Origin of the sequence: Sphingomonas tabacisoli (assembly GCF_042678385.1) — a bacterium.
Lineage (GTDB): Bacteria > Pseudomonadota > Alphaproteobacteria > Sphingomonadales > Sphingomonadaceae > Sphingomonas_B > Sphingomonas_B tabacisoli.
Genome location: NZ_JBHUDY010000001.1, coordinates 1,213,145 through 1,236,934, shown reverse-complemented (window position 1 = coordinate 1,236,934; position 23,790 = coordinate 1,213,145). Strand labels below are relative to the sequence as shown.

At 61.5% G+C, this 23,790-nt stretch carries 21 protein-coding genes; 12 read left to right on the top strand and 9 right to left on the bottom strand.

What is annotated here, in order from left to right:
* Window positions 1–3 precede the first annotated feature (3 nt).
* Together ACFSCW_RS06550 and ACFSCW_RS06545 are read right to left on the bottom strand one after the other, a co-directional pair.
* Window positions 4–843, bottom strand: a complete 840-nt coding sequence (locus ACFSCW_RS06550; RefSeq protein ID WP_380888053.1) for an LLM class flavin-dependent oxidoreductase — start codon at window positions 841–843, stop codon at window positions 4–6.
* On the bottom strand, window positions 844–1,920 hold the full coding sequence (locus ACFSCW_RS06545) for a hypothetical protein (RefSeq protein ID WP_380888052.1): 1,077 nt from the start codon (window positions 1,918–1,920) through the stop codon (window positions 844–846).
* A 433-nt stretch (window positions 1,921–2,353) separates the two neighbouring features.
* On the opposite strand from ACFSCW_RS06545, the gene ACFSCW_RS06540 reads away from it, so the two are divergent.
* Both ACFSCW_RS06540 and ACFSCW_RS06535 read left to right on the top strand, forming a co-directional pair.
* Window positions 2,354–2,644 carry a putative quinol monooxygenase gene (locus ACFSCW_RS06540; RefSeq protein WP_380888051.1) on the top strand — a complete coding sequence of 97 codons (291 nt, stop codon included), beginning with the start codon at window positions 2,354–2,356 and terminating at the stop codon, window positions 2,642–2,644.
* Window positions 2,645–2,774: 130 nt separating this feature from the next.
* Window positions 2,775–3,257, top strand: coding sequence for a GNAT family N-acetyltransferase (locus ACFSCW_RS06535; RefSeq protein WP_380888050.1), 483 nt, complete (start codon window positions 2,775–2,777; stop codon window positions 3,255–3,257).
* A gap of 699 nt (window positions 3,258–3,956) precedes the next feature.
* On the opposite strand, the gene ACFSCW_RS06530 is transcribed toward ACFSCW_RS06535, so the two are convergent.
* Complete coding sequence (locus ACFSCW_RS06530) at window positions 3,957–4,355, bottom strand: hypothetical protein (protein ID WP_380888049.1); 399 nt, start codon at window positions 4,353–4,355, stop codon at window positions 3,957–3,959.
* Between the two features lie 318 nt (window positions 4,356–4,673).
* Between ACFSCW_RS06530 and ACFSCW_RS06525 the strand changes: the two genes are divergently transcribed.
* Window positions 4,674–5,423 carry an SDR family NAD(P)-dependent oxidoreductase gene (locus ACFSCW_RS06525; RefSeq protein WP_380888048.1) on the top strand — a complete coding sequence of 250 codons (750 nt, stop codon included), beginning with the start codon at window positions 4,674–4,676 and terminating at the stop codon, window positions 5,421–5,423.
* Window positions 5,424–5,461: 38 nt separating this feature from the next.
* Here the strand turns inward: ACFSCW_RS06525 and ACFSCW_RS06520 are convergent, their stop codons facing one another.
* Window positions 5,462–6,976, bottom strand: coding sequence for a class I adenylate-forming enzyme family protein (locus tag ACFSCW_RS06520; protein ID WP_380888047.1), 1,515 nt, complete (start codon window positions 6,974–6,976; stop codon window positions 5,462–5,464).
* A gap of 145 nt (window positions 6,977–7,121) precedes the next feature.
* On the opposite strand from ACFSCW_RS06520, the gene ACFSCW_RS06515 reads away from it, so the two are divergent.
* The 8 genes from ACFSCW_RS06515 (at window position 7,122) to ACFSCW_RS06480 (ending at window position 15,885) form a co-directional block, all read left to right on the top strand.
* A complete protein-coding gene (locus tag ACFSCW_RS06515; RefSeq protein ID WP_380888046.1) occupies window positions 7,122–9,182 on the top strand; it encodes a 3-hydroxyacyl-CoA dehydrogenase NAD-binding domain-containing protein in 2,061 nt (686 codons plus the stop codon).
* 40 nt (window positions 9,183–9,222) lie between these two features.
* Window positions 9,223–10,101 (top strand): sugar phosphate isomerase/epimerase family protein, encoded by an 879-nt coding sequence (locus tag ACFSCW_RS06510; protein WP_380888045.1) that lies wholly within the window; start codon window positions 9,223–9,225, stop codon window positions 10,099–10,101.
* A gap of 82 nt (window positions 10,102–10,183) precedes the next feature.
* A complete protein-coding gene (locus ACFSCW_RS06505) occupies window positions 10,184–11,434 on the top strand; it encodes an acyl-CoA dehydrogenase family protein (protein WP_380888044.1) in 1,251 nt (416 codons plus the stop codon).
* The gene (locus ACFSCW_RS06500; RefSeq protein ID WP_380888043.1) at window positions 11,431–12,174 is read left to right on the top strand and encodes an SDR family NAD(P)-dependent oxidoreductase; all 744 of its coding nucleotides are present in this window, start codon (window positions 11,431–11,433) and stop codon (window positions 12,172–12,174) included. Before ACFSCW_RS06505 ends, ACFSCW_RS06500 begins: the two co-directional genes overlap by 4 nt.
* Window positions 12,171–13,253, top strand: coding sequence for a phosphotransferase family protein (locus ACFSCW_RS06495; RefSeq protein WP_380888042.1), 1,083 nt, complete (start codon window positions 12,171–12,173; stop codon window positions 13,251–13,253). Before ACFSCW_RS06500 ends, ACFSCW_RS06495 begins: the two co-directional genes overlap by 4 nt.
* Complete coding sequence (locus tag ACFSCW_RS06490; protein WP_380888041.1) at window positions 13,240–13,557, top strand: hypothetical protein; 318 nt, start codon at window positions 13,240–13,242, stop codon at window positions 13,555–13,557. Before ACFSCW_RS06495 ends, ACFSCW_RS06490 begins: the two co-directional genes overlap by 14 nt.
* A 78-nt stretch (window positions 13,558–13,635) precedes the next feature.
* On the top strand, window positions 13,636–14,397 hold the full coding sequence (locus ACFSCW_RS06485) for a FadR/GntR family transcriptional regulator (protein ID WP_380888040.1): 762 nt from the start codon (window positions 13,636–13,638) through the stop codon (window positions 14,395–14,397).
* Between the two features lie 165 nt (window positions 14,398–14,562).
* The gene (locus ACFSCW_RS06480) at window positions 14,563–15,885 is read left to right on the top strand and encodes a spinster family MFS transporter (protein ID WP_380888039.1); all 1,323 of its coding nucleotides are present in this window, start codon (window positions 14,563–14,565) and stop codon (window positions 15,883–15,885) included.
* 5 nt (window positions 15,886–15,890) lie between these two features.
* On the opposite strand, the gene ACFSCW_RS06475 is transcribed toward ACFSCW_RS06480, so the two are convergent.
* The 4 genes from ACFSCW_RS06475 to ACFSCW_RS06460 all read right to left on the bottom strand — a co-directional run bounded on the left by ACFSCW_RS06475 (window position 15,891) and on the right by ACFSCW_RS06460 (window position 22,039).
* Entirely contained in the window at window positions 15,891–16,658 is a 768-nt protein-coding gene (locus tag ACFSCW_RS06475) for a hypothetical protein (RefSeq protein ID WP_380888038.1), read from the bottom strand.
* A gap of 7 nt (window positions 16,659–16,665) precedes the next feature.
* The gene (locus ACFSCW_RS06470) at window positions 16,666–17,826 is read right to left on the bottom strand and encodes an acetyl-CoA C-acetyltransferase (protein ID WP_380888037.1); all 1,161 of its coding nucleotides are present in this window, start codon (window positions 17,824–17,826) and stop codon (window positions 16,666–16,668) included.
* 34 nt (window positions 17,827–17,860) lie between these two features.
* Window positions 17,861–19,459, bottom strand: a complete 1,599-nt coding sequence (locus tag ACFSCW_RS06465; protein ID WP_380888036.1) for a GMC family oxidoreductase — start codon at window positions 19,457–19,459, stop codon at window positions 17,861–17,863.
* A 108-nt stretch (window positions 19,460–19,567) separates the two neighbouring features.
* A complete protein-coding gene (locus ACFSCW_RS06460; RefSeq protein ID WP_380888035.1) occupies window positions 19,568–22,039 on the bottom strand; it encodes a TonB-dependent receptor in 2,472 nt (823 codons plus the stop codon).
* Between the two features lie 233 nt (window positions 22,040–22,272).
* Between ACFSCW_RS06460 and ACFSCW_RS06455 the strand changes: the two genes are divergently transcribed.
* A complete protein-coding gene (locus tag ACFSCW_RS06455) occupies window positions 22,273–23,280 on the top strand; it encodes an NADPH:quinone oxidoreductase family protein (RefSeq protein ID WP_380888034.1) in 1,008 nt (335 codons plus the stop codon).
* A gap of 114 nt (window positions 23,281–23,394) precedes the next feature.
* Here the strand turns inward: ACFSCW_RS06455 and ACFSCW_RS06450 are convergent, their stop codons facing one another.
* Window positions 23,395–23,784, bottom strand: a complete 390-nt coding sequence (locus ACFSCW_RS06450; RefSeq protein WP_380888033.1) for a Zn-ribbon domain-containing OB-fold protein — start codon at window positions 23,782–23,784, stop codon at window positions 23,395–23,397.
* Window positions 23,785–23,790 lie beyond the last annotated feature (6 nt).

Sequence of the window (23,790 nt, the reverse complement as noted above, 5' to 3'; positions counted from 1 at the left end):
CTCTCATGATTTGAGTGCGACCGACACCGGTCGTTCTCGGCGGCGTTGTCCGCATGATGTCCGTGACCCTGCGATCGCTTCGCAGCTGCGCCGCCAGATCCGTCTCACCGACAATGACTGCCTTTGTGACCATCGACATCTGCAATTTGCGAGCGACCGACGCGTCAGAATGGCCGGCACCGCCCAGCGCAGCGCGATAAAGCATGAACTTTCGGGCCGCCGTCTCGAGCGGGCATGGAGCGAGGAACATCGGCAGGCCGAGCGCGCCTGTGGTGTTGTAGCATCCGTGTTCGACCCGACGGCCAGAAGCGGGCCACCCGCGAGGTATGGGGCAGGCATCATCCGAGCTTCGGGCCCGCTGACGGCGCGAACATCGAAGTCGGTCTCGATCATCAGGTCCGGATCGTCCGCCTGCTTGACCCAGGCGCGCCGCATAATGTCCAGCTTACTCGCGAACATCTCGTGACGCCGCTTAAGGTCAGCGCCGAAATTTTCGAGGTCTCGCGAGTAGCCGACGCGGCCGGCAGACCGCCCGACAATCAGTTGCCCGCGTGTCAGGACATCAAGAACGTTGATATCTTCGGCAAGACGCAAAGGATGGTGTAAGGGAAGCGGCACGATAGTCGTGCCGAAATAGGCCTGCTTAGGATAGGGAGACAGGCGGGCGCCTATCAGGAACGGATTGCAATAAGGCTCGTAGCTGTTGAAGTGCTGTTCCACGAAAGTGATGAGAGCGAACCCCGCCTTCGCCGCCTGCGCGGCTTGATCGAGACAGAGCCTGATCACATCGTGATCATTGCCGGGCCCTCGCGACGAGGGCCCAAGAAAGATACCGAGATACATTCATCTACCTCGTGTTTGGGCGCCGGCGTCAGCGCGGGAGGACCGTGCCGGCTTGTCCCTGCCCACGATTTCGTCTGCCATTCGGACGAGAGACCCTAGGACCTTCTCGGCCTGTTCCATGCTGGATTCCCGCAGGTCTCCGTGAGTCGTCACGGCAATATTTTCCTTTGGCAGGTAGCGAGATGCCCGAGCGAGAAGTTTGCGGAGGTCGTCGCCCGACTTGGCCAGATGATCGACATATACGTCGATCAGCCCCAGAGTTATCGTCTTGTCTGGGGGACAGTGTGCCAGTGCCGCGATGTCGTCGAGCTGCGCAGGTCGGATCGGGAACACGAATCCGGAAAAGCGCGAGCATCTTTCGAACACAGCTTTGGCAATGGCCGCGAACCCGCCGCCGGCATTTGCAGCGCGATTTGCCGTCCCGGTGACGCTCGCATTCAAGATGAAACTGACGCCCGGCACGTCGACAGTGGCGTTCAGAATCTCGAGCCCGTCGGCCAATAGCCTTTCCGGATCTATGTCGTATCGGGCATCGTCTCGAGGTTCTGAGTGAGTGAGCCAATCGAGGGGGACGTCGAGCTGGATCAACTCGCATCCGAGAACCGCTAACTCCTCGCACTCGTGGCGAATAAGGTCCGACAGATCGCGGACAAGATCAAACGGATCAGGATAAGCCCGGGCAGAATATTCCGGGACATGAAGGCCAAGCGCGGACAAAGGGCTTGGGAGAGATATCTTGATGGGCTTGGTCGACCTCGACCGGAGATAAACGAACTCCTCCACTGTCATGGAGCGCTTGCGTGAAACCTTGGCCGTCACAGCTATGCCGCCGGAACGGGATCTGCCCTGTCCTGGCAAGATTCCGACACCGTTCAACGCGCCGCTCAGGGGTTCGAGGAAGGTCGAGCGCCGCACATGGCCATCGGTCATGATGTCGAGACCGGAGCGCTCCTGAAGCGCGATCAACTCGTCGACCGCGCGGTCCTCGACCGCCTTGTACTGCGCCGGTGAGATCGGCTCGGCGCTTATCGCCGGATTGCCGGAAAACTCGCCATAGCGAGAACGCCAGGCCGTCATCTGCTGTGGTGGTCGTGGCAGTGGCCCAACGACATGAGAATGGTAATTTCGTTCGGGCACGTCCCAAGCGGGTCCTTCGACTACATGCCAAGTCGAATAGTCGAAGCGAGCGGGTCCGCTCTAATGCATTTTCTTTATGCGGTTATCTGCGTGTCGCTACCCATTGAACTCGATAATCCGAAAGTGATCCATGGCCTATTAAAGCCTTCGAGAATGAGGGTTTGGATAATGCCTGCCGGTCCTATGCAGTTATGGACATGCATAACTTTCATGAGCGGATTCGAGCGATTTGTTCGATAGCGCTGAGAACTTGGAGCAGGTTGCCTGCTTGGTAACAGGCTAATGAAATTTAAGGTTCGATTCTTTGTTCTGACAACAGCTGCTTCAGTTTGGAGGCCCGGGAGTGACCATGACAGTATCACGGATCTACCGGATGACCGCGGCGCCCGGAAAGAGCGATGATCTGTGCGCCGCTCTTGAAGAGCTGGCCAACGCGGTGCCGGGCCTTCCGGGACTTATTGAAGTCGACATCCTTCACGATGTTGTTTCGCCTGCCGATCATCTGTTTATAGAAAAATGGTGTTCCGCGGGGGCTTATAGAGGAAGCTCCAAAGCCATCCCGAAGTCTCTTTTCGGTGCCGTGATGGCAGCGATAACCCAGAAGCCGGAGAGCTCCACATTCGCGTCTCTAATACTCACCCCAGGGCAACTGGCCAGTCGATAGGATCGCTCGCAGCAGGTTTGGAAGGCGCCGAAGGTCCCGCGCGCCCGGTTGCAATGGGCAGACGACCAACTGCGAACCATTGGCTGGCCATCGATAGCAGTCCTCTCGTCCACGAGCTATTCCAGTCCGCATGCTTATACGACCAGCCGAACGGCGTCACGCTGCAGCCATTTCAGCAATAATCGTGCCGACAATTCGCCGAGGAGAAACTTATTCTCTCGATCCCAGCATGAGCGAGGCTGACGCCCTCGCTTATTGGACGGCATCCGACAAGGAGACGTTCGTCGCCGAAGATGATGGAGTCGTGGTAGGCACCTACTTCATCCGGCCGAACCAGCCCGGCGGCGGTCGCCACGTCTGCAACTGCGGCTACATGACGAGCGCGGTGGCCGCCGGGCGAGGCGTTGCCCGGCGGATGTGCGAGCACTCGCTGGCGTACGCGCGCAGCCGCGGTTACCGTGCGATGCAGTTCAACTTTGTCGTGAGCACCAATGAGCGCGCTGTACGATTATGGCACTCGCTCGGCTTCGAGACAGTTGGTCGTCTCCCTCAAGCATTTCTGCACCCTACGGCCGGCTACGTAGATGCGCTTGTGATGTATCAGCTGCTCTGACCCGAGGTCAGCCTGCGCGGCCACGAAGACAGATGAGTTGCGAGTCCATCTCGGCTTGCCACATCTTCTCCCTGTAAGCCTCGACGTTTTTAGATCGGCGCACGACGGGAGAAACCATCGATCAAGAGAAGCGACTCGTCCAGGGTCCCTCAGGACGTCGAAGTCGGACGTACGCGACGGAAGTTTCTCGCCCTCGCGTGCGGCGACCCATCCGCATCGCCCAAGTCTCCGCGGACCAGGCACATCGTAGAAGATCGCGTCGACTGTCCTATTTAACAGGCGGCAAGCACGTACGGCGGATTCGACAAAAATAGGCGGCAGCTCGAACTAAGAAAGGAACCGGCCGAGCACTTGTGGCGGCGTATTGCTGAGCATGAGCGGCCCCTGGACAGTCTGCAAAAGACCAGCAAACATTTGCTGAACCTGTAGCATTTATGTTTAGCCCAGTATTTGTCGAGGATACAGCACGCGACTGCCGAGATGACCACGTTGATGTGAAGACACTGACTGACTCGAGCAGACCGCTGGCCGGCTCGAATCTCGAAGCTTGGCGCCTGGTTCCCGTATTGACGGGACTCGACCACCTAGTTGCCTAAGTTTGCGGTCCTGATAGCAATGATGCTGGTCGAACACAGCGCACCCCAGCGCCCCTGCTGCCCGATGGCCCGGCGAATCATTCACTTGTTTTCATTAGCTGCCTCAAGAGCTTGATTTGCACGGAAATCTGATTAGGCAGACCCGGTGCCGCAAATCGGCGCCGAGGCGTGAGAACCGCGATTCAATACAAGCCACCCGCACACCCACATCATGGTGCGCGCCGTAGACGATCGCGGCCAGAATCTGATCATTACCCGCGAGTAGATCGCCTAGGGGATCCGGGCGCGCGCGGTCGAGCTGGCATCTCTCGATCTCGGGCCCCGCACCGTCCAGGAAATCGAAGCGCGATTGCGCCGAAACATGACCGCAGAAGGGTTGACCGAAATCGGTCGGATATTGATCCGTTCGATGGACGCGGCGCGCGTCGTCACGGCGGCTGATCGCAACCCCATAATGCAGTCGTTCAATGCAGCGAGTGCCGCCGCTTTCCGAATCGCCCACGCCGTGTTGTTTTTTTCGAGTTCATTGTCTCGCTCGTGCTGACCAGCAGCGATAAGACAGACCTGCTATGGGCGCACACGATAGAAATGTTATGGCCGCGCGATGCTGCAGCAAAGCCTAAGTTGCAATCTGGCACGCGCACCCAGCCGCCGCGCGGCTCGGGCGAAGCGAAAATCGCGAGCTAACTCTATTGAGAGGTGGCTGAGGCGCTCAGGCGACTAGGAAGCGATCGGCCGAAGTACGTGCCCTAGTTCGACAGCGCCGGCCCGTGCCGCGCCAGAACGGGAGGCACGATGTGCCTAGCTGAAGGAACGCTCCATGGGTACCATTGCGTTGTTCGGAGGAAGCGGCCGCATCGGTCAAGCCATCGTTCGCAAATTGGCGTCGAGACATCGAATTCGTTTCACCTACTGGTCACAGGAAGATCAATCCAAGGCGCTCGCCCGTAGCCTGTGCGAAGATGGTGCGGACGTGGAAGCGGATCAGGTCGACATCCGCGATGCTCAAGCCGTTGATAGCTTCCTTGCTCGATCGGAAAGCATCGACGGGCACCTGTCCGGAGTGCTTTGCGCGACGGGATCTCTCTTTGCGGTGTACCCCTTCCAAGAAGCCGAATTCGCGGAATTTCGACGCGTGATGGAGCTCGATGTCTATGGCAGCTTTCACATCATGCAGTCAGCAGCCCGACGCATGGCCCTTACTGGGGGCGGTCCGATCGTGGTTCTGCTCACCGCCGCGATTCTGCGCACTGCGGCTTACGACGGGATGTCGAGCATTCCCAAAATGGCCGTCGGGGGCATGATCCGGCAACTTGCCCGCGATGCTGGCGCCATGAACATTCGCTGCAACGGGATCGCGCCGGGAGTTGTCGATACCGACAAGGTCGACGAAATCCCGAACCTACCCAAATACAAGAGGACACTGGTCGAGAACTTCATGCAGGACACTGTGCTGCGCCGATATGTCGACCCCAATAACATCGCCTCACTTGCGCTTTGGCTCCTGTCTGATGACGCGACCGACATCAGCGGCCAAATCATTGGCGCCGACGCCGGCTATAGCGCGTGAAAACCGCCGATTAGGAACTGGCCCGTGCGAATGGGAGGCTATTCGCAGAGAGTGCCTGTCAGAAGAACCTGCTTCACCTCGCGGCGCAGCAACTTGCCCATGTCATTGTACGGCAGCTCGGCAACCACGGCGATCCTCTCGGGTACGCGGCTGGAGCGCAAACGGGCACGCACCAATGCCCTGACCTCGCCGTCGGAAGGAGTTGCGTGACCTGCCCGCACGACCACCGCGACACCCACCGCCTCCCCCCATTCCGCCGACGCGATCGCGCACGCGCAAGCGTCGCTAATCGCCGGGTGGGTCAGCAGGACATCCTCGATTTCTCCCGGCGAGATGTTTTCGCCCCCACGCACGATCACGTCGTCGGCGCGTCCGGAGAGGAACAAATATCCGTCCTCGTCCATGTAACCGGCGTCTCGAGTCGGGAACCACCCGCCTTCGACCAGGGCGCTCGTCTCCCTGTATTCGCCTGAAACTTGATCGCCGCGCACATAGATCTCACCGTGCTCGCCCGGTCCGAGCCGCTTTCCGCTCTCGTTACGGATTTCGATCTCGACACTGGGAAGCGGCTGCCCAAGCGACGTTAGCCGCGCGCGGATCTTGGGATCTTCCGACTGGGCGGCCAGCCGATGGTCATCGGGGCCAAGCAGGGAAATAGTGGAGCTGGTCTCGGTCAGCCCATAGGCATTAGTGAAATGGGTGTGAGGGAACAACGCGAGTGCCTTCTGGATAACTTCGAGCGGCATTTTTCCACCACCATAGGCTATGGCACGCAGTGAAGAGACCTCGGCTCCGGGCGCTTTGTGCATCTCCGCGACGATCCGGTTTAGCATTGTGGGCACCACGAAAGCGTTGGTCACCCTCTCCTCGCGTACCAGCGCAAGCCAGTCCTCGGGGCTGAACGCCGGCAGCATGACCATTCGCCTGCCAGCATAGATCGACGACATGAGCGCTGAGATGCCGGCGATGTGATATGGCGGCACCACAATCAGCGCAGCGTCATCTTCATCGGCCGAGGCAAATTCGACGGAGCCGAGGATGTAACCAAGCAGATTCGCATGTCGCAAGATCGCAGCCTTCGGTGTCGCCGTGGTGCCGCTGGTGAAAAGTTGCACGGCAATGCCCTCGCCGCAGTAGTATTCTCGGTCTTCCTGGCCCGGAGCAAGCTCCCGCGCTTCCGCGACGAACGCCTCACGCGTCAGCACCGTGTGCTCCTGATCCCCAGCGATGCGTACCACCCGCTCGCGATCGCCGACTGCCAGCGCCGGAGTGAGGCGCTGCAGAAGGGCCGCCAGGTCGGTGTCAGCCAAGCGGTAGTTGAGGGGGCAGTAAGGCACGCCAGCCAGCGCCGCGCCGAACAAGGCGATTACCGCCGCCTCGCTGCTCTCATCGAGAAGGGCGACGTATTCCACCTTCGTTTTCTTGATCAGTTCGCAGGCGCCCCGAGCGGCGGCTAGCAGATCATTATAAGTCCAGCGCTTGCCGTCGCAAACGAGGCCGAAGCGATCGGGCGCGGCCTCCGCCGCCATTTCCAGGAGGAGCGAGATATTCATCTGATGCCTTCGGAACTGTGCCGGCAGATGTAGTTATCAGAGCTGCAGTTAGCATGCGGATACCTTGATTCATCCTAGCGGAATGGAGAGTGAGCGGAGGACTGCCGCTGCTCTACTGCACGTCCCCGGGCCTTGGGGAGTCTCTATGTCTGCAGTTCTTTATGAGCGGAACGGCTCATGCGCCATCATCCGTGTCAACCACCCACCGGTGAACGTCCTTTCGCACGCGGTACGGGCGGGGATAGTCGGGATGCTCGAACGTGCGATCGCAGATCCGAAGGTCGATGGGATCGTTCTTGCCGCGACTGGGCGGACGTTCATCGCAGGCGCCGACATCACGGAATTCAATAAGCCCGCTTCTTTTTCCGAGCCGACGATTTGGAACGTAATTAAAGCGGTCGAGGATTGTAGGAAACCGGTCGTCGCTGCGATTCATGGCACCGCGCTCGGCGGTGGCCTGGAGATTGCGATGGCCTGCCACGCGCGCGTCGCCGTAGCGTCCGCTAAGGTCGGTCTCCCCGAGGTGCAACTCGGCATTCTTCCCGGCGCCGGCGGTACGCAGCGTACTCCACGGCTCACTGGACCAGAGTTCGCCATCGACTTCATCACAAAGGGCAATCCGATCACGGCGCATGATGCCCTCAAGGTCGGTCTCGTGGATGAGATCGTTGACGATCTGATCTTGGGTGCGGTCGCCCGCGCGGAGGCGATCACCAACGGCCCTCTGCCGACCAAAGTAATCGACAGGCAGGACCGCGTATCCGGATACGATGCGGACTTCTTCAGGACCGCCAAGACGAAGGTCGCAGCCATCTCGCGCGGAGCCGAGGCCCCGCTGGCTATCATCGAGTGCATCAAGGCCGCCTGTACCCTTCCCCCGCTCGAAGGCTTGGCGTTCGAAAAGGCCGAAGTGCAACGACTGCTTGCCGGGCAGGACCACGCCGCGCTCAAGCATTACTTTTTTGCTGAGCGTGAAGCTCGCAAGATCGACAGCATTCCGGAAGCTGCGCAGCCCGTCAGGAAGATCGCTGTGATTGGAGCGGGTACGATGGGCAGCGGCATCGCCATGGCTTGCGCGAATGCCGGATTCCCAGTGAGCCTCATCGACATCGACGAGGCGAACCTCTCTCGCGGTCGTGCTTCCATCGACAAGAACTACGCTGTTTCGGTGTCACGCGGATCCTCGTCGCAGGCCAAAGTTGATGCCGCAATCGCTTTGATTGAATATCAGGTCGGCTACGGAAAGCTGCAGGGCGTCGATCTGGTGATCGAAGCTGTGTACGAGGATCTCGAGCTAAAGAAGCGAGTCTTCGCTCAGCTCGATGCGGCGGCCGACCCGGACGCCATCCTGGCAACCAACACCTCAAGCCTCGATATCGATGCGATCGCGCGCGCGACGAACCGTCCCGAAAAGGTAGTCGGCATGCATTTCTTTGCTCCGGCGAACGTCATGCGGCTGCTCGAGAACGTGCGCGGCTCGCTTGTCGCCCCCGAAACGGTCGCCGTAGCGATGGCTGTCGGGCGCGCGCTGGGCAAGGTTACCGTGCTGGCGGGGAATTGCGACGGTTTCATCGGCAACCGAATGGTCCGCTTTTACATGGACACGGCAGACTTCCTGCTCGAAGCCGGTATATCGCCTGGGCGGATCGACAAGGTAGCGACCGACTTCGGTATGCCGATCGGGCCTTTGACGATGTGGGACATGGTCGGCCTGGACACCGGCGTGCTTCTGCGCAAGCCCCGCCGGGCCGCCGCCGTGCCGGGTGACCGCATGTCGCCGATCTTGGAACGGATGGTCGCCGCCGGTCGGCTTGGACAAAAGGTGGGCCGAGGATTCTACGCCTATGATGGCCGCGAAAAGCGTGTCGATCCGGAAGCACTCGCCTTGATTGCGGACGTCGTGCGGGAGCGCGGAGCCGAACCCATGGAGCTGTCCGACGAGGACATTCGTGACCGCCTGTTCATGCCGCTGGTGAACGAAGGTGCAAACGAATTGTTAGACGGAACAGCACTGCGCGCAGGCGACATCGACGTGGTTTGGGTGAACGGTTACGGCTTTCCCGCTCACAAGGGTGGACCGATGTGGTGGGGCCACTCCGTCGGACTGGATCGGATCGTTGCGCTTGCGGCCCGGCTTGCACAGGAGAACGGCCCCCGCTGGGCGCCAAGCCCGCTACTGCTCGATCGCTCCAGGTCCGCGTGGTAGACCGAACGCGTTGCAACGATCGATTTGACGCTGCGCGATTATGAGCGCGATCGGCGATCGTCCCTGGCTATCATTGGCGCCGCAGTCGTTCGGCGAAAATTCGCCGCAAGAATATCTGCGTGCCGCCGCGACCAGCGGGTTTGGCGCGGTGGGTCTTCGTACCCTCGGTGGAGCGGCCGAGGTGACAGCTGCCGAACTTCCGTCGCTGATCATTCCATCAGAAGTAACTGAGATCGCCCGGTTTTTGGACGGCGAAGGCTTAGTCGCGCACGAGATCGAGTTTGTCGCGCTGCGGCCAGACACGCAGGTGGCGGACTTTGAAGCGGGAATTTCTCGCGGAGCGGCGCTCGGCGGACGCTATCTGGTTACCTGCTCCCACGATCCGGATCAGATCCGTGCCGCGGAAAACCTCGCAGCGCTCGAGGAGCTCTGCGCTTCTCACTCGGTCCGAGCGTTGGTCGAATTTGTCTCCTATTCAGCGATATCGTCGCTAACAGCTGCAAAATCCCTCCTGGACACGTCGCGAAGCGGCGCGGGCATTTTGGTTGATGCGCTGCACTTCCACCGTTCCGGGAGCGACCTTGGCGCGCTCGATCCTGAACTGGTTCCCTGCCTGCAGCTATGTGACGCCCCATCTGAACATCCGACCGAGACTGACCGATTGATCGCGGAGGCACGGTACCACCGCCTTGCTCCGGGACAGGGAACTCTGGATCTCGGCAACCTGATGAGCGCTTTGCCAGATGCCGCGATTAGCGTGGAAGCGCCAAATCGGACGCTTCTGAAGGAAATCGGCCCCTACGCGTTCGCGGACGAACTCTTGCGTAGGACCAATAGATTGCTGGGGCGTATTTTGGCGGATTCGCCAGTCCGGAGCGGGTCCGAGGACCGGAAAAAACTCTGCATGAGGACAGGTTGACGGGTTTCTGATCATAATTGACAAGACACGTAATCCGAGCGCCCTCCGTGGCCCGGGCATTCCGACTTGCCGGAGAGGCTATATGAACTTCGATTACACCGAGTCACAGCGATACTGGATTGATCGGATCCAGACCTTCACGAACAACGAGATCATCCCCGCGCTGACTCGCTACCACGAAGAAGATCGCGCCGGGGAGAGGTTCAAAGCCCTTCCAGTAGTCGACGAGCTCAAGGCCAAGGCTCGCGCGCAGGGACTCTGGAACTTGTTCATGCCGCCACAAAGTGGACATGAGCCGGTCGACGACACTTTCGTTTGGGAGGGTCAGACGCTCACCAATCTCGACTACGCTCCCTTAGCCGAGATCATGGGCAAGCTTCCTTACGCGGGAGAGGTCTTCAACTGTTCGGCCCCGGATACAGGCAACATGGAAGTGCTCATGCGTTACGGCACGCGCGAGCAGAAGGATGCCTGGCTCAGGCCATTGATGGAAGGCACGATGCGTTCTGCGTTCCTCATGACCGAGCCAGGCGTCGCGTCGTCGGACGCCCGCAACATCCAGACGAGCATCCGCCGCGAAGGTGACGAATATGTCATAACCGGTCGGAAATGGTGGTCTTCAGGCGCTGCCCACCCGCGCTGCAAGATTTTCATCCTGATGGGGAAGTCCAGCCCGGACGAAGCGCCTTATCGTCAGCAGTCCATGATCCTGGTGCCCAGCGATACCCAGGGCGTCACGATCAAGCGCATGCTCCCCGTTTTCGGCTACGATCACGGGCCACATGGCGGTCATGCTGAAATAATCCTCGACAACGTACGTGTTCCCGCCACGAACATGCTGCTCGGAGAGGGCCGTGGCTTCGAGATCGCTCAGGGCCGCCTCGGGCCGGGCCGCATTCACCATGCGATGCGCTCGATCGGGGTCGCCGAAGCAGCATTGGAAGCGATGGCGCGCCGGCTGCCGACCCGCAGCACCTTCGGAGAAGTATTGTCGCGGCAGTCGCTCTGGGAGAACCGCATCGCCGAAGCGCGCATCGATATCGAAATGGCGCGCCTGCTGTGCCTCAAGGCTGCCTATATGATGGACACGGTCGGCAACAAGATCGCGAAGGCCGAGATCGCCATGATCAAGGTGGCCGCGCCGCGCGTAGCGTTGAAGGTCTTGGACGATGCCATTCAGGCGCACGGCGGCGCGGGAGTCTCCGAAGACTTCGGCCTCGCCGAAATGTGGGCGACGTCCCGTATGCTGCGGATCGCGGACGGCCCCGACGAGGTGCACATGCGTCAGATCGCGAGAATGGAGTTTGGCAAATACGCGGAAGCAGCCGAATGAGCGATCCCTTCGACTTCACCGGCAAGGTCGTGATCGTGACCGGTGCCAGTCGCGGACTGGGCCGGGCCATCGCCATCGGCTTTGCCGAGCGCGGCGCGGACATAGTAGTATCGAGCCGCAAGGCCGAAGCCTGCGGAGACGTGGTGAAGGAAATTGAGGCGCTCGGCCGTCGTGCGGTCGCGATTACCTGTCATGTCGGCGATTGGAATGGCCTCGATAAGCTTATCGATCAAACGATCGAGCAATTCGGTCGGCTCGACACGCTCGTGAACAACGCAGGCATCGCACCGACCGCACCGAGCTCTCTGGAGATCAGCGAGGAATTGTTCGACAAGACGGTGGCGGTAAACACCAAGGGGCCATTTCGTCTGTCCGCCTTGGCTGAGCCCCATCTGCGCAAGACGTCCGGGTCGATCATCAACGTCACCAGCATCGGTTCGGTGCGGCCCAGTCCGGAATATCCGATCTATGCCGCTGCGAAGGGGGCGATGAATATCCTCACCCGCGCCCAGGCGATGGAGTTTGGCCCAGGGGTCAGGGTCAACGCGATCATGGCGGGGCCGTTCTGGACCGACATCACGAAGAACTGGCGGGACTCCTACGAAGCCGATGCTCCGTCGGCGCTGAAGCGCATGGGCCGCGCCGAGGAAATCGTCACGACGGCGCTTTATCTTGCAAGCTCCGGATCCAGCTATGTGACCGGCACGATCGTGCGGATCGACGGGGGCGTGGTCCTGTGACGGCCACCTTGGCCCCCGCCGTCAAATATCTGGGTGCGAACAGCGAAGTGCGCTTAGGCTATGAGATCGATCCCGGTGCGCTCGCCGCCTATCTCGCCGATGCGGGGATCGACGCCCGCGGCCTCGACTTGCGCCAATACCAAGGCGGTCAATCCAACCCGACCTACCTGATCAAGTGCGCCGGCGGCGACTTCGTCCTTCGCCGCCGCCCGCCCGGCATCTTGCTCGCGTCCGCTCATGCCATCGACCGCGAATATCGAGTCATCAGCGCGCTGCACGCCGAAGGTCTGCCGGTGCCCCGCCCGGTCGCCTATTGCGAGGACGCGGACGTCATCGGCAGCGCCTTCTATGTCATGTCCCACGTGCCCGGCCGCATTTTCTTCGACAACGCAATGCCGGATCTGTCCCCGGAAGAACGGGCGTCTGCATATGACTCAGCCAATGAAACGCTGGCGGCCCTGCACTCGGTCGATCTCGACCGAGCCGGGCTTGCCGATTTCGGGCGACCCGGGAACTATCTCGAGCGGCAGGTGGGGCGCTGGTCCAAGCAATATGAGGCCTCGAAGACGAGCGACATTCCCGCGATGGATCGCGTCATCGCCTGGCTTCGTGACAGTGTGCCGCCCGCGGTCTCTCCGACCCTCGTCCACGGCGACTATTCGTTCCACAACCTGATATTCGGTGGCAGCAAACCGAAGGTAGCTGCGGTCATTGACTGGGAACTTGCGACGACAGGGGATCCGATCGCCGACCTCACCTATCACTTGATGGAATGGTACCGGCCCCCCGGAGTCGACCCGCGCGGCGTGCTGACCGAACATGACCTGGACGCGCGCGGGATCCCCACTTTGGAGGATTACGTCGCCAGCTATTGCGCGCGCACAGGCAGAGACAAGATCGAGAACTTTGCTTATTACAAGGCGTTCAACCTGTTTCGCGTGGCGGCGATCATTCAGGGCGTTGCGGCACGCTCAATCGCGGGAAATGCCGTCGATCCGCACGCCCGCGAGCAGGCAGCACGCGTCGCGCCTCTGGCGGAAGCGGCCTGGCGCGAAGCAATGGTAAGTGAAGGACGATAAAGTGATCAAGCCCGGCAGCCGATGGAAAAGCCACGTTTGCAGCGCAGAAGCAATCGTCGTCAGGCCGCCCCGCGGTGAAGGCGTTCCCGAATGCGGTGGGGTCGCAATGTCCCCTCTGGACGTGGAAGCCGTGCCGCAGACGATCAAACCTGGATTTGAGGGGGGGTGCCTGTTGGGAAAGCGTTATCGCTCTGAATCGACTGGTTTGGAGATGCTTTGCACCAAGCCGGGCGCGGGAGCCCTGGGCTTCGGGGGAGAGGTTCTGGAGGTCCTCAACGCCAAGCCGCTGCCCTCTTCCGACTGACTGAAAAGGAGGCGGCTGCGTGTCTATCGTGTCAATGCGACCGGCGGACCTTTGGGCCGAAACAGCTGGCGAACGGCCGTGACTGGGACGCAATCGGAGCCGACTCCCAAACGGCGCAAGGAAAAGAGTGGCACCCGTGCGCGCAAGCGATCGGAGCAGGTCGCTCTGCAGATAATCGAGAAGATCGCGCAGCGCGGCCAGCAACCCGGAGACAAACTGCCGCAAGAGCCCGAAATGCTGGAGGAATATGATGTAAGCCGATCGTCTCTGCGCGAGGGCTTGCGTCTTCTTGAGGTGCAAGGATTGATCACTATCCGCACCGGCCCCGGCAATGGGACTGAGGTGGGACAGATCGACCCGGCGAATTTGTCACGCACGCTTGGCCTCTACCTCATCATGTCGCGGATCAATCTGCGGCAATTGCTCGACGCATGGCTGACCGTGGAGCCGATACTGGCCCGTCTGGCAGCGGAGTGCCCGGACCGGGAGAAGGTCGAACGGCTGATCCGGCCATTCGCCACCCATGGCACGCACGACGACAGGAACGTGGAATCCGGCTTGGCATTTCACGATATGGTCGCCGAAGCGGCGAATAATCCAGTCTTAGCGCTCATCCTTGCAGCCGTTGGCTATCTCGTCACAGAGCAGGTCAGGATCTTCGCGCCCGAGTTTGAGTTGACGCACGCTACTGTCCACTCGCACGAGGTTCTCGCCGACTGCATCCTTGCCGGCGACGGCGACCAGGCCGCGGCCCTCATGCTCGCGCATTTGAAGGACGTCGTTGCAGAACTCGAGACGATTCTCCCGAGCCTCGATGGCGACATCAGCCTGCGCAGCTGATCGGGCATGTCATCCTTTGCGCTAGGTTCGCCAGTGTAAGCTTGCCTATAGGATCAGGGCTAGCGGTCGGTACGCAGGAGTTTTGAGGTTGAGACTTTCGCGACCAACCGGACAGAGACCGCAAGAAGGCCTAGCGCGCTTCGCCTCCCCGAATGCTGGTGCAATATGACTGTACCGACGTCCGCGCCGCCGACACCCTATCGCTTCTATGTTCTGGCGCTGCTCGTCGCGGTTGCGCTGTTCAGCTATATCGACCGCACGATCATCCTCGTGCTGCAGGTTCCGATCAAGCAGGAACTCGGCCTCAGCGATTCAGAAATGGGTTTGCTCACCGGCGCGGCGTTTGGGCTGTTCTACACCGGCTTTGCCTTGCCGATCGGATATTGGGCTGATCGCACACGCCGGACCCGCCTGATCTCTTTGGCGCTCGGCGTATGGAGCATGATGACAGCGCTGAGCGGTTTTGCCGGCAGCCTGGTAACGATACTGCTACTGCGCATGGGCGTCGCCGTCGGAGAGGCGGGAACCTCGCCGACCACTCACTCCCTGCTTGCCGACTATTTTCCTCGGCATGAACGTGGGCGCGCCCAGGCGGTTTGGGGCATTTCGCTGCCCCTAGGCACGATGTTCGGACTGATGCTCGGCGGTTGGCTCTCTGAGCATTTCGGCTGGCGGACCACGTTCCTTATCGTCGGCCTGGCGGGGCTCTTGTTCGTGCCGGTCTTCCTGCTCACGCTCCGCGAGCCACCGCGCGGCAACTTCGATGCTGTCCAGGCTGAAGGCGTCAGGCCACTTTCGCTTGGCGACACGATTGCGGCGCTTTGGAAGATCCGCAGCTTCCGCTTCCTGCTCGCCGGCATTGCCTTCCACGTGGTCGCCTATTATGCCTTTATGAGCTGGTCGACGCCGTTCTACGTCCGGCTCCACGGCCGCGACCTTAGCGAAATCGCCGGCCGCCTTGGCCTCTACACCGGGATCGGCGGTCTCATCGGCACCTTCTTCGGCGGGATTTTGTCGGACGTCCTAGGCCGACGCGACGGGCGCTGGGCCCTTTGGGTGCCCATGCTGGCTTCCCTGCTGACCGTTCCCTTCGCAGTGGCCCAATTTTGCGTAGATTCGTACGAATTATCGTGGATGCTTGCGATCATCCCCTCAGTGCTGCTGAACGCGTATATCGCGCCGTGCAATGCGACGACGCAGTCGCTTGTTCCGGCCTCGACTCGCGCGTTCGCCAACGCCTTGATGATCATGGCGGCAAGCGCCTTTGGTATGGGTATCGGCCCGCTCCTGGTCGGGGCCATCAGCGATTATCTGATGCCGACCTTGGGCGAGGAGGCCCTGCGTTACGGGCTGATCGTGGGCATGCTAGTGGATTTGATCGCAGCCGCGGCGTTTTGGATGGGTGCGCGGCATGTCGGTCGCGATCTCAATGCGGCGGCGGAGGTTGGCAAAGAACCATCAGATGATGCTCAGGAACTACCTGCCTGAGCGGGCTACCAGCTAAACCGGGGTTCGGGCTGCTCCACCACGCCGTTGCTTTGATCGACCACGGCTCCCGCACGCTGGATGGATCGCTCGAACCGCGGGCTGGAATAAGCGTGGCAAACTCCGTGCCGTTCAGGAAAGTCCGCCAGCGGACGGTCGCGGTCGTCGGTCACATAGCGCCGGGCGAGGGATACGAACACGGCCATGCGCAGCATCAGCGCGCCTTCGAGGGCATCGCCGGTAAAGTGCGCCTGCGCCCAGGGCAGGAACCTGCGGACGACACTCTGCCCTGCGAGCGCGGCAGGCTCCATAATGATGTCGCCACTCAACTTCCACCGATGAACCAGTGCGCCGTCGAGCTCGACCGACGCCACCAGGGCATCTTGAGGCGCGTCCGGCACCACTGCGTCCCATACACGCCGTCCCTCCGGCCGTCCGGCATGGCGCATTGTCATGACCGCAAGGTCGAACATGTGGGTGCAGTTCAGCAGAGGCAGGCCATGGTACAGCTCGCTTAACGGCGTCGCGGCGCTCATCCCGACCAGGCTCTGAAGGGGGATCTCGGCATCGACGCAACCGGTCGTGGGCCAGCGATGAAACCCACCGGAGATCGCGGTGATTGCGCCCTCGGCGTGGCGAAGCCTCACCCAAATCGCATGGTTGTTGTCATCGAGCATGCCGAGCACGGCACCGGCGCGATGGATCAGGCGGATGCGGCGGCGGAAGGCGCCGGAACCATAGTCCGGGTTCCGGCGGTATGTCTTGAGCGCTCTCACCTGCGCGTCACAAAGCTTCGACAATCATCGCGTTTGCAATACCTCCGCCTTCGCACATGGTCTGTAGTCCGAATCGCCCGCCTCGGGCGCGCAGCGCGTGGACGAGAGTCGCCATGAGTTTCACGCCCGTCGCCCCTAGCGGATGGCCAAGGGCAATTGATCCGCCATTGATGTTCACTCGACCAAGGTCGGCGTCGAGCGCCTTTGCCCAAGCGAGTGGGATCGAAGCGAAGGCCTCGTTCACTTCGAACAGATCAATGTCGCCCATCTTACGGCCCTCCCGGTCGAGAACACGCCGCGTGGCGGCGATCGGCTCTTCCAGCATGATCACCGGATCGCCGGCGGTAACGCAGAAGCCGTCGATCCGGGCGATGGGCGTCAGGCCGTGATCCTTCAGCGCACGCTCGCTGACGATCAGCGCAGCTGAGGCTCCGTCGCAAATTTGGCTAGCCGAAGCGGCACTGAGGCGCCCTCCTTCGCGCAGCAGCTTGACTCCCGCTATGCCCTCGAGAGTCGCGTCATCTCGAATCCCCTCGTCATGGACATGCTCTCCGGTCTCGATCGGCACGGGCACAATCTCTGCCACGAAAGCGCCGGCATTGCGTGCCTGCGCCGCGCGGCGGTGACTTTCCAGCGAAAATGCGTCCAAGGTCTCGCGATCGAGGTCGTGCTTCACGGCGATCGCCTCGGCGCCATCGAACTGGCTGAACTCCCTCCGGCCATAGCGCTGCTCGATGCGGTCGCTGATCGGGCCCACCCCCATACCGGCCTTTGCCGCAAGCGTGACGGGGCTGCCCATCGCGACCCGAGTCATGCTTTCGACGCCTGCGGCAATAACGATGTCTTGCGTGCCCGACAGCACGGCTTGGGCGGCGAACTGCAGCGCCTGCTGCGACGAGCCGCACTGTCGATCGATGGTGACGGCCGGAACGGACTCCGGCAAACTCGAGGCCAGAACGGCGTTGCGGCCGACCTGAAAGGCCTGTTCGCCGACCTGGAGTACGCAGCCCATGATTACGTCCTCGATCCGGCTCGGATCGACGCCCGTTCGCTGCACGAGACGATCCAGGACCAGCCCGCCAAGATCGGCCGGGTGCCAGTCGGCAAGCTTGCCACCCCGGCGGCCACCCGCAGTGCGCAAGGCGTCGACAATGTAAGCTTGTGCCATGGTGCTGTTCCTTGATTGCGTAAGCGTAGGGGCGTCAGCCCTTTAGGATGATCTCGGCGGCACGCCAGCCCAGTGCCATGGCCGGCGCGTTAGTGTTCCCGGACGGAATGATTGGCATCGACGAAAGGTCGGCCACCCGCAGCCCTTCGATGCCGCGAACGCGCAGCTGCGGATCGAGAACCGCGTCCTGTCCTGGGCCCATGCGGCAAGTGCCGGTCGCGTGATTACCGCAGCGGGCGTTGACATTGAGAAGCCTTTCCAGCTCCTCGTCCGATTGGGCGGAGGCAGTCGCCTCGGTTTCGGGTCCGACAACCTCCCTGAGCGCCGGCATGGCCATCATGTGCCGGACGAATTTCATCATTCCGATGGCGGTGCTGCGGTCCTCCGCCGACGCCAGCGAGTTGGGCTGGATGCGCAACGGCGCGTCCGGATCGGGCGAGGTAATGGTGACATGACCCTCGCTTGTCGGCCGAACGTTATAGGCGGCGGCGGTGAGCCCCGGCAGCTTCTCGACCCCGCCGACGTAGGTGCCCGGTCCCACCGGCGCCATGCTGATTGGTGCCAGGAACAACTGAAAGTCCGGTCGGTCCACCTCCGGGCGCGACCGCCCGAATGCGCCCACCTCAAACGGCCCGGTGCTGAGGATTCCGCGGCGCGCAAGCCCATATTGGAGCACACTACCGGCCAAGCCCACTCCGCGCAGGAGTCGGTTGTTGCCCGGAACGCGGATTCGGAAGTTCACCGCCATCCCCACATGCTCGAGCATGTGTTGGCCGACGGCGGCGCAGTCCCGGACGATCGGGATGCCAAGGTGCTGCAGCAACGCGCCCGAACCGATACCTGACAGCTGCAGGAGCTTCGGCGATTGCAGCGCGCCGGCTGCGACGACGACTTCGCCCGTGCAGCGAAGCTCGACCGGTTCTCCATCGATACGCGCCGAAACGCCCACCGCTCGGCCGTCCTCCACGATGATCCGGTCGACCAGGGCGTTCTGCACGATCCGCAGGTTCGGCCGCGCCTTGATCGGCTTCAGGAACGCGGCAGCAGAGCTTTCGCGGCGACCATCGCGAATGGTGTGATCGTAATAGCCGACACCTTCCTGGTCCCCGGAGTTGAAGTCCGTCGTGCGTGGCAGCCCAGCTTGGACGCCGGCGTCGATGATGCGGTCGGCCAGATCATAGCGGAAATGGCCAGGCGTCACGGCCAGCGGCCCGCCCTTGCCGTGCGCGTCGCTTGCCGGGCCGCGGAAATCCTCCATGGCGCGGAAGCAGCGCAGCATCTCACCCCAGCCCCAGCCAGGATTGCCCAACGCCTCCCAGGCCTCGTAATCCGCGGCTTGGCCCCGGATATAGATCATGCCGTTGATGGCGCTCGATCCGCCGAGGGTCTTGCCGCGCGGCCAAAGCTCCGGCCCGCGGCCGCGATGGGCCTGCGCTTCCGTGGTGTAATGCCACGCCATGTCGGGCCGGCCGGTGAGCTTTGCGAAGCCTTTGGGCATTCGGATCAAGGCGTGATCCGGCCGCCGGCCGGCTTCCAGTAAGACGACGCTTGTGCCCGGCGACGCAGAAAGTCGATTGGCGAGCACGGCCCCTGACGACCCCGCGCCGACAACGATATAATGCGGCCGTTCCACCGACTTACCAGCCCTTCACTTTAAACCGCCGACCGGCCGCCTGTCCGGCAGGGAGTGCCGTAACACGCGGACAATCAATCATCGGCAAGCGCGCGTCAGCGTGCCTAGTCAGAATGCGTACTCGATTTGCGCAAACACGCTTCGCGGTTCGCCAGCAACTGTAAACGTCTCTCCTAAGCCGCCAGGCTTATCGACGCCGATCGTCGCGTAACGACTGTTTGTCAGGTTGCGGCCGATGATTGCGAAGGTCCAGCGATCGCCGGGCAGCCTTAGACGCGCCCCAGCATTTACGAGCTTATAGCCTTTCTGGAAGCTGGTGGGATTGAGACCCAGAGACGCGTAGAACGATGATGTATGCTGAACGTTCGCGTTGAGTTGCGCCGAGTAGCCCGAACCCAGGCCGAAATCGTAGGTGCCCCCCAATGACCAAATCCAGTCCGGGGAACGGTACACGTCCTTGCCGCTCAAGTCTTGAAGCCGAGTAGCGGTTCCGGGAAGCGTCACATTGCAGCCCAGTGCCGCCGTCTGGCCCGCGTAACATTGCGCGGCGGGGAAGGACTCGAAGTGAGCGTCGTTATAAAATACGCTTCCTCGAATGGCGAGCCCCTCGGCCGGCCGGACAGTTGTTTCAAACTCAACGCCCTGGACCAGGGTGCTGGCGGCGTTCTGGGTCCGGAACTGAGGAGGAGATGCGGTAATGTCAAAACCGGTTAGCTGCAGCCCCTTATAGTGATAGCGGTAGCCGATCAGGGAACCGCTGAAGGCGCGGTCGAAGAGATCGAACTTCACCCCACCCTCGAAGCCTTTGACCTTTTCGGCATCAAAGCTCAGCGAGGGCACGCTGATCGTCGGAGTCAGGGTGCCGGGGTTGGAAAAGCCTCCCGACAGATACCCGGTCTTGTAGGCCCCATAGACCATCACTTCGGGTGTCGCGTGCCAACTGATCGTGGCTTCGGGTGACACATTCGACTGAGACCGCCGGCCGCTCACGACCTTGCCCATCGGCAGATAGGACGCCGCAACGTTCTGATTGACGAAGGTGTTCTGCACCGCGACGGTCTTGCGTTCATGAGTGTAGCGCGCGCCGCCGGAAATCTCCAACGTGTCGATCGGCTTGAACGAAGCCTGGGCGAATACTGAAAAGGTATTCGCCGTATTTTCCTGCCGATTATCATGTGAATTAAACTTGCCAGTGGCCGGATCCCGTGCAGCCGGACCATTCATCGCGCCGATTAAGGCAGTGCGATCATCGTGAGCATAAAGTCCGCCAAGTGTGAAATTGAAAGGACCATCGAATGATGAAAGAACTCTCACCTCCTGGACAAAGCTTTTATTTTTTTCGTTGCTATATGACCAGAAATAGGCGGTCGATGTTGCGTCGGCGTTACCTTGGCTGACGTAATCATATTTGTAGAGTCCAGTGACCGAGGTCATGCTGATGTCGTCGGCGAGCTTGTAGTTGATGTTCAGAGTTGGAACAAAGGAGCGGTTCCGCGAGTACGTTTCTCCGTTCCCATGATTACGGACTTCGGGCCACGCCGCGATGACATCGGGGGGCGGCGCTCCGTTGGATACTCGATCGTTGAGCTTGCAGTCGCCGGTCGGGTCTACGACGGTGACGCCGCCGATCGACGTGACCGGCTGGGTTCGCCCCCCGGGACATGCCATAACCTCACTGAGGCTAGGCATGCCTTGGCCGACATAGCTCGAATAGAGCAGCTTGAGCGTTGCGTCGAACTTGTCGCCATTCTCGTACCGAAGCGTGCCTCTCACCCCGAACCGGCGTTCGGCGCCCAGCAAACGGGGTGCCGGCGGCAATACTGTTCCACCGGTGTCTACTGGCAAGCGGGCCGTCCTGAAAGGATCGATGCGGCCTCGGTCCTGATTATGAATGTACCCTTGGCGACTGCTGTAATAGGTAGCAATGCGGGCGCCCACAGTGTCACTGATCGGCCCGCCAATCGCGCCTTCGAACTGCGCCGTTTGCGCGTGGAATTCGTAACCCGCACGCATGAACCCGGAGACCTCCTTGCCCGGATCGGCCGACTTGATCGACACCACCCCGCCTGGCGTGTTCTTTCCGAAAAATAGCGCTTGCGGTCCTTTAAGCACTTCGATGGTAGCAACGTCGAACAAGCCGTCGCTGATGAGGCGTCCCCGGCTGGTTGGGAGCCCGTCCAGATCGACCAGAACGGACTGTTCGAGGCCCCCATCGAGGCTTTGAGTACTGACGCCGCGTAAAGAGATCGATGCGCCCCCACCCGTAAAACCGCGATCGAACGAGATCTGCGGCGCGGCTAGCTTAATGTCCGCAACGGAGGCAATGTTATACTGGCGGATTTCAGTCACGGTGACGCCGGTGGCCGCGACCGGCACATCGAGCAAACGCTCATTGCGTCTGCGCGCGCTGACGATGATATCTTCGCCGTCCGCGCGGGTGGCGACTGCGGGTTCAGCCGCCGCGGGATCCGGCTGGGTCTGCGCATGGGCCGACGCAGGGAGTGCTGATGCAAGCAGCACGAGTGGCCAGAGCGGCCCTGAAGACACGCCTGAAAGTAACCGCGCTTTTGACAGGAACATTCGGCTCTCCCTTGATGGCTGCGCTATCTTCGCGGCCTAATATTGGCTTGCCGGACGCTACGGCGTGGAGGGCGTGCCGAACACTAGCGTTTTGCTTAACTGGCGGTGCAGCAATTCCTAGCTTTTGCGTCAGTTGACCTTCGAGGGCTTAGGACGGACCGAAATATGGCTCGATGGCTGTCCGCGTGAGGGAGCATCGTTCGGATCCATTCCCGTTCATCAGGAGGTTACCCTTGCGAGCCCTGCTTTCCAACGCTGCCGGCGGCCCCGAAACCCTCGTCATCTCGGACGCACCTGAGCCGGCCGCCGGTCCAGGCCAGGTCATCGTCGGCGTCAAGGCGTGCGCGATCAACTACCCCGATGTGCTGGTGATCGAGGACAAATATCAGTTCAAGCCTCCGCGGCCCTTCGCGCCCGGAGGGGAGATTGCGGGGGTGGTCGAAAGTGTGGGCGAAGGCGAGGCGCGCTGGAAGCCTGGTGATCGCGTCGTCGCGGTGCCTGGCTATAATGGTCTTGCTGATCGGATCGCCATAGATGGCGGCAGCCTCTTTCGACTGCCGGAGGAACGTAGTTTCGTGGAAGGCGCGGCGCTTTTGATCACCTACGGCACCGTCATCCATGCACTGGTCGATCGCGCGGCGATCCGCGCCAACGAAACCCTGCTGGTGCTCGGCGCAGCTGGTGGAGTCGGCCTCGCCGCGATCAAGCTGGGCAAGGCATTCGGCGCGCGGGTCGTCGCGGCGGTGTCCTCCGAAGAAAAGGCGGCCGCGGCGAGGTCTGCCGGCGCCGACGAGACGGTCATCTACCCATCCGGCAAGCTGGATCGAGACCAATCGAAGGAACTGGGGAGTGCGTTCAAAGCGGTTCTCGGCAAGTCCGGTGCCGACGTGGTGTTCGATCCCGTCGGCGGCGACTATGCCGAGCCTGCGCTGCGCGCTCTAGCCTGGGGCGGCCGCTATCTGGTGGTCGGGTTTGTCGCAGGTATCCCCTCGATCCCGCTGAATCTCGCACTGTTGAAGAGCGCGGACATCCGCGGCGTTATCTGGGGCGCCTGGGCCGCCGCCAATCCGAACGAAAATGCGAACCATGTTGAGCGACTCTTCGATCTTTGGAAGGCCGGCAAGATAAGCCCTAAGGTGACGCAGACCTTCGCGTTCGACTCCGCGCACGAGGCGATCGCCAAACTCGGCGGGCGCACGGCGATCGGCAAGTTGGTCGTGGACCTCGATGCCGCAGGTTAAACTGCATGCAACGCTGCGGCCACCCAATGCCCCGTGGGCGGTGGGTCGGCCGTGAGATGTACAGTCGATCGATAAAGGCGCAAAACGCTTTGCAAGCCGCAGCGCCATACCGATTTAGCTGATTTTCGCTCCGGATGGCCGCCATTGCGGCAGGACCACACCCTCGCCCGCGTCCTGGAAGAAGACTTCCATCTCCTCCCCGACTTCGATCCGGGCCAGCCCTGCCATATGACCCACGAGCCGGACGTCAGGCTGATCCGCCAGTTCGACCAGAACGACCGTATAAGGCGCCGGGAACGCAGCATTGACGGTGTGGTGCACCTCGCCGAACGCATAGACCTTGCCCCGACCGGACGCCGTTTTCCAACTCGTGCGTTCGCCGCAATGGGGGCAATAGGCCGCGGGCGGATGGATGCCCCGGCCGCAGGGCTCGCAGGCACAATAATCGAGGCGCCCTTCCCGAGCGGCGGCAAAGAAGGGACCGGTATCGCGGTCGTCGGTCACAGGTAG

What these genes read in the sequence shown, in the direction of transcription:
- ACFSCW_RS06550 (WP_380888053.1), bottom strand. Translation starts at nt 843, where the DNA reads ATGTATCTCGGTATCTTTCTTGGGCCCTCGTCGCGAGGGCCCGGCAAT.
- ACFSCW_RS06545 (WP_380888052.1), bottom strand. Translation starts at nt 1,920, where the DNA reads ATGACGGCCTGGCGTTCTCGCTATGGCGAGTTTTCCGGCAATCCGGCG.
- ACFSCW_RS06540 (WP_380888051.1), top strand. Translation starts at nt 2,354, where the DNA reads ATGACCGCGGCGCCCGGAAAGAGCGATGATCTGTGCGCCGCTCTTGAA.
- ACFSCW_RS06535 (WP_380888050.1), top strand. Translation starts at nt 2,775, where the DNA reads ATGCTTATACGACCAGCCGAACGGCGTCACGCTGCAGCCATTTCAGCA.
- ACFSCW_RS06525 (WP_380888048.1), top strand. Translation starts at nt 4,674, where the DNA reads ATGGGTACCATTGCGTTGTTCGGAGGAAGCGGCCGCATCGGTCAAGCC.
- ACFSCW_RS06520 (WP_380888047.1), bottom strand. Translation starts at nt 6,976, where the DNA reads ATGAATATCTCGCTCCTCCTGGAAATGGCGGCGGAGGCCGCGCCCGAT.
- ACFSCW_RS06515 (WP_380888046.1), top strand. Translation starts at nt 7,122, where the DNA reads ATGTCTGCAGTTCTTTATGAGCGGAACGGCTCATGCGCCATCATCCGT.
- ACFSCW_RS06510 (WP_380888045.1), top strand. Translation starts at nt 9,223, where the DNA reads ATGAGCGCGATCGGCGATCGTCCCTGGCTATCATTGGCGCCGCAGTCG.
- ACFSCW_RS06505 (WP_380888044.1), top strand. Translation starts at nt 10,184, where the DNA reads ATGAACTTCGATTACACCGAGTCACAGCGATACTGGATTGATCGGATC.
- ACFSCW_RS06500 (WP_380888043.1), top strand. Translation starts at nt 11,431, where the DNA reads ATGAGCGATCCCTTCGACTTCACCGGCAAGGTCGTGATCGTGACCGGT.
- ACFSCW_RS06480 (WP_380888039.1), top strand. Translation starts at nt 14,563, where the DNA reads ATGACTGTACCGACGTCCGCGCCGCCGACACCCTATCGCTTCTATGTT.
- ACFSCW_RS06470 (WP_380888037.1), bottom strand. Translation starts at nt 17,826, where the DNA reads ATGGCACAAGCTTACATTGTCGACGCCTTGCGCACTGCGGGTGGCCGC.
- ACFSCW_RS06460 (WP_380888035.1), bottom strand. Translation starts at nt 22,039, where the DNA reads ATGTTCCTGTCAAAAGCGCGGTTACTTTCAGGCGTGTCTTCAGGGCCG.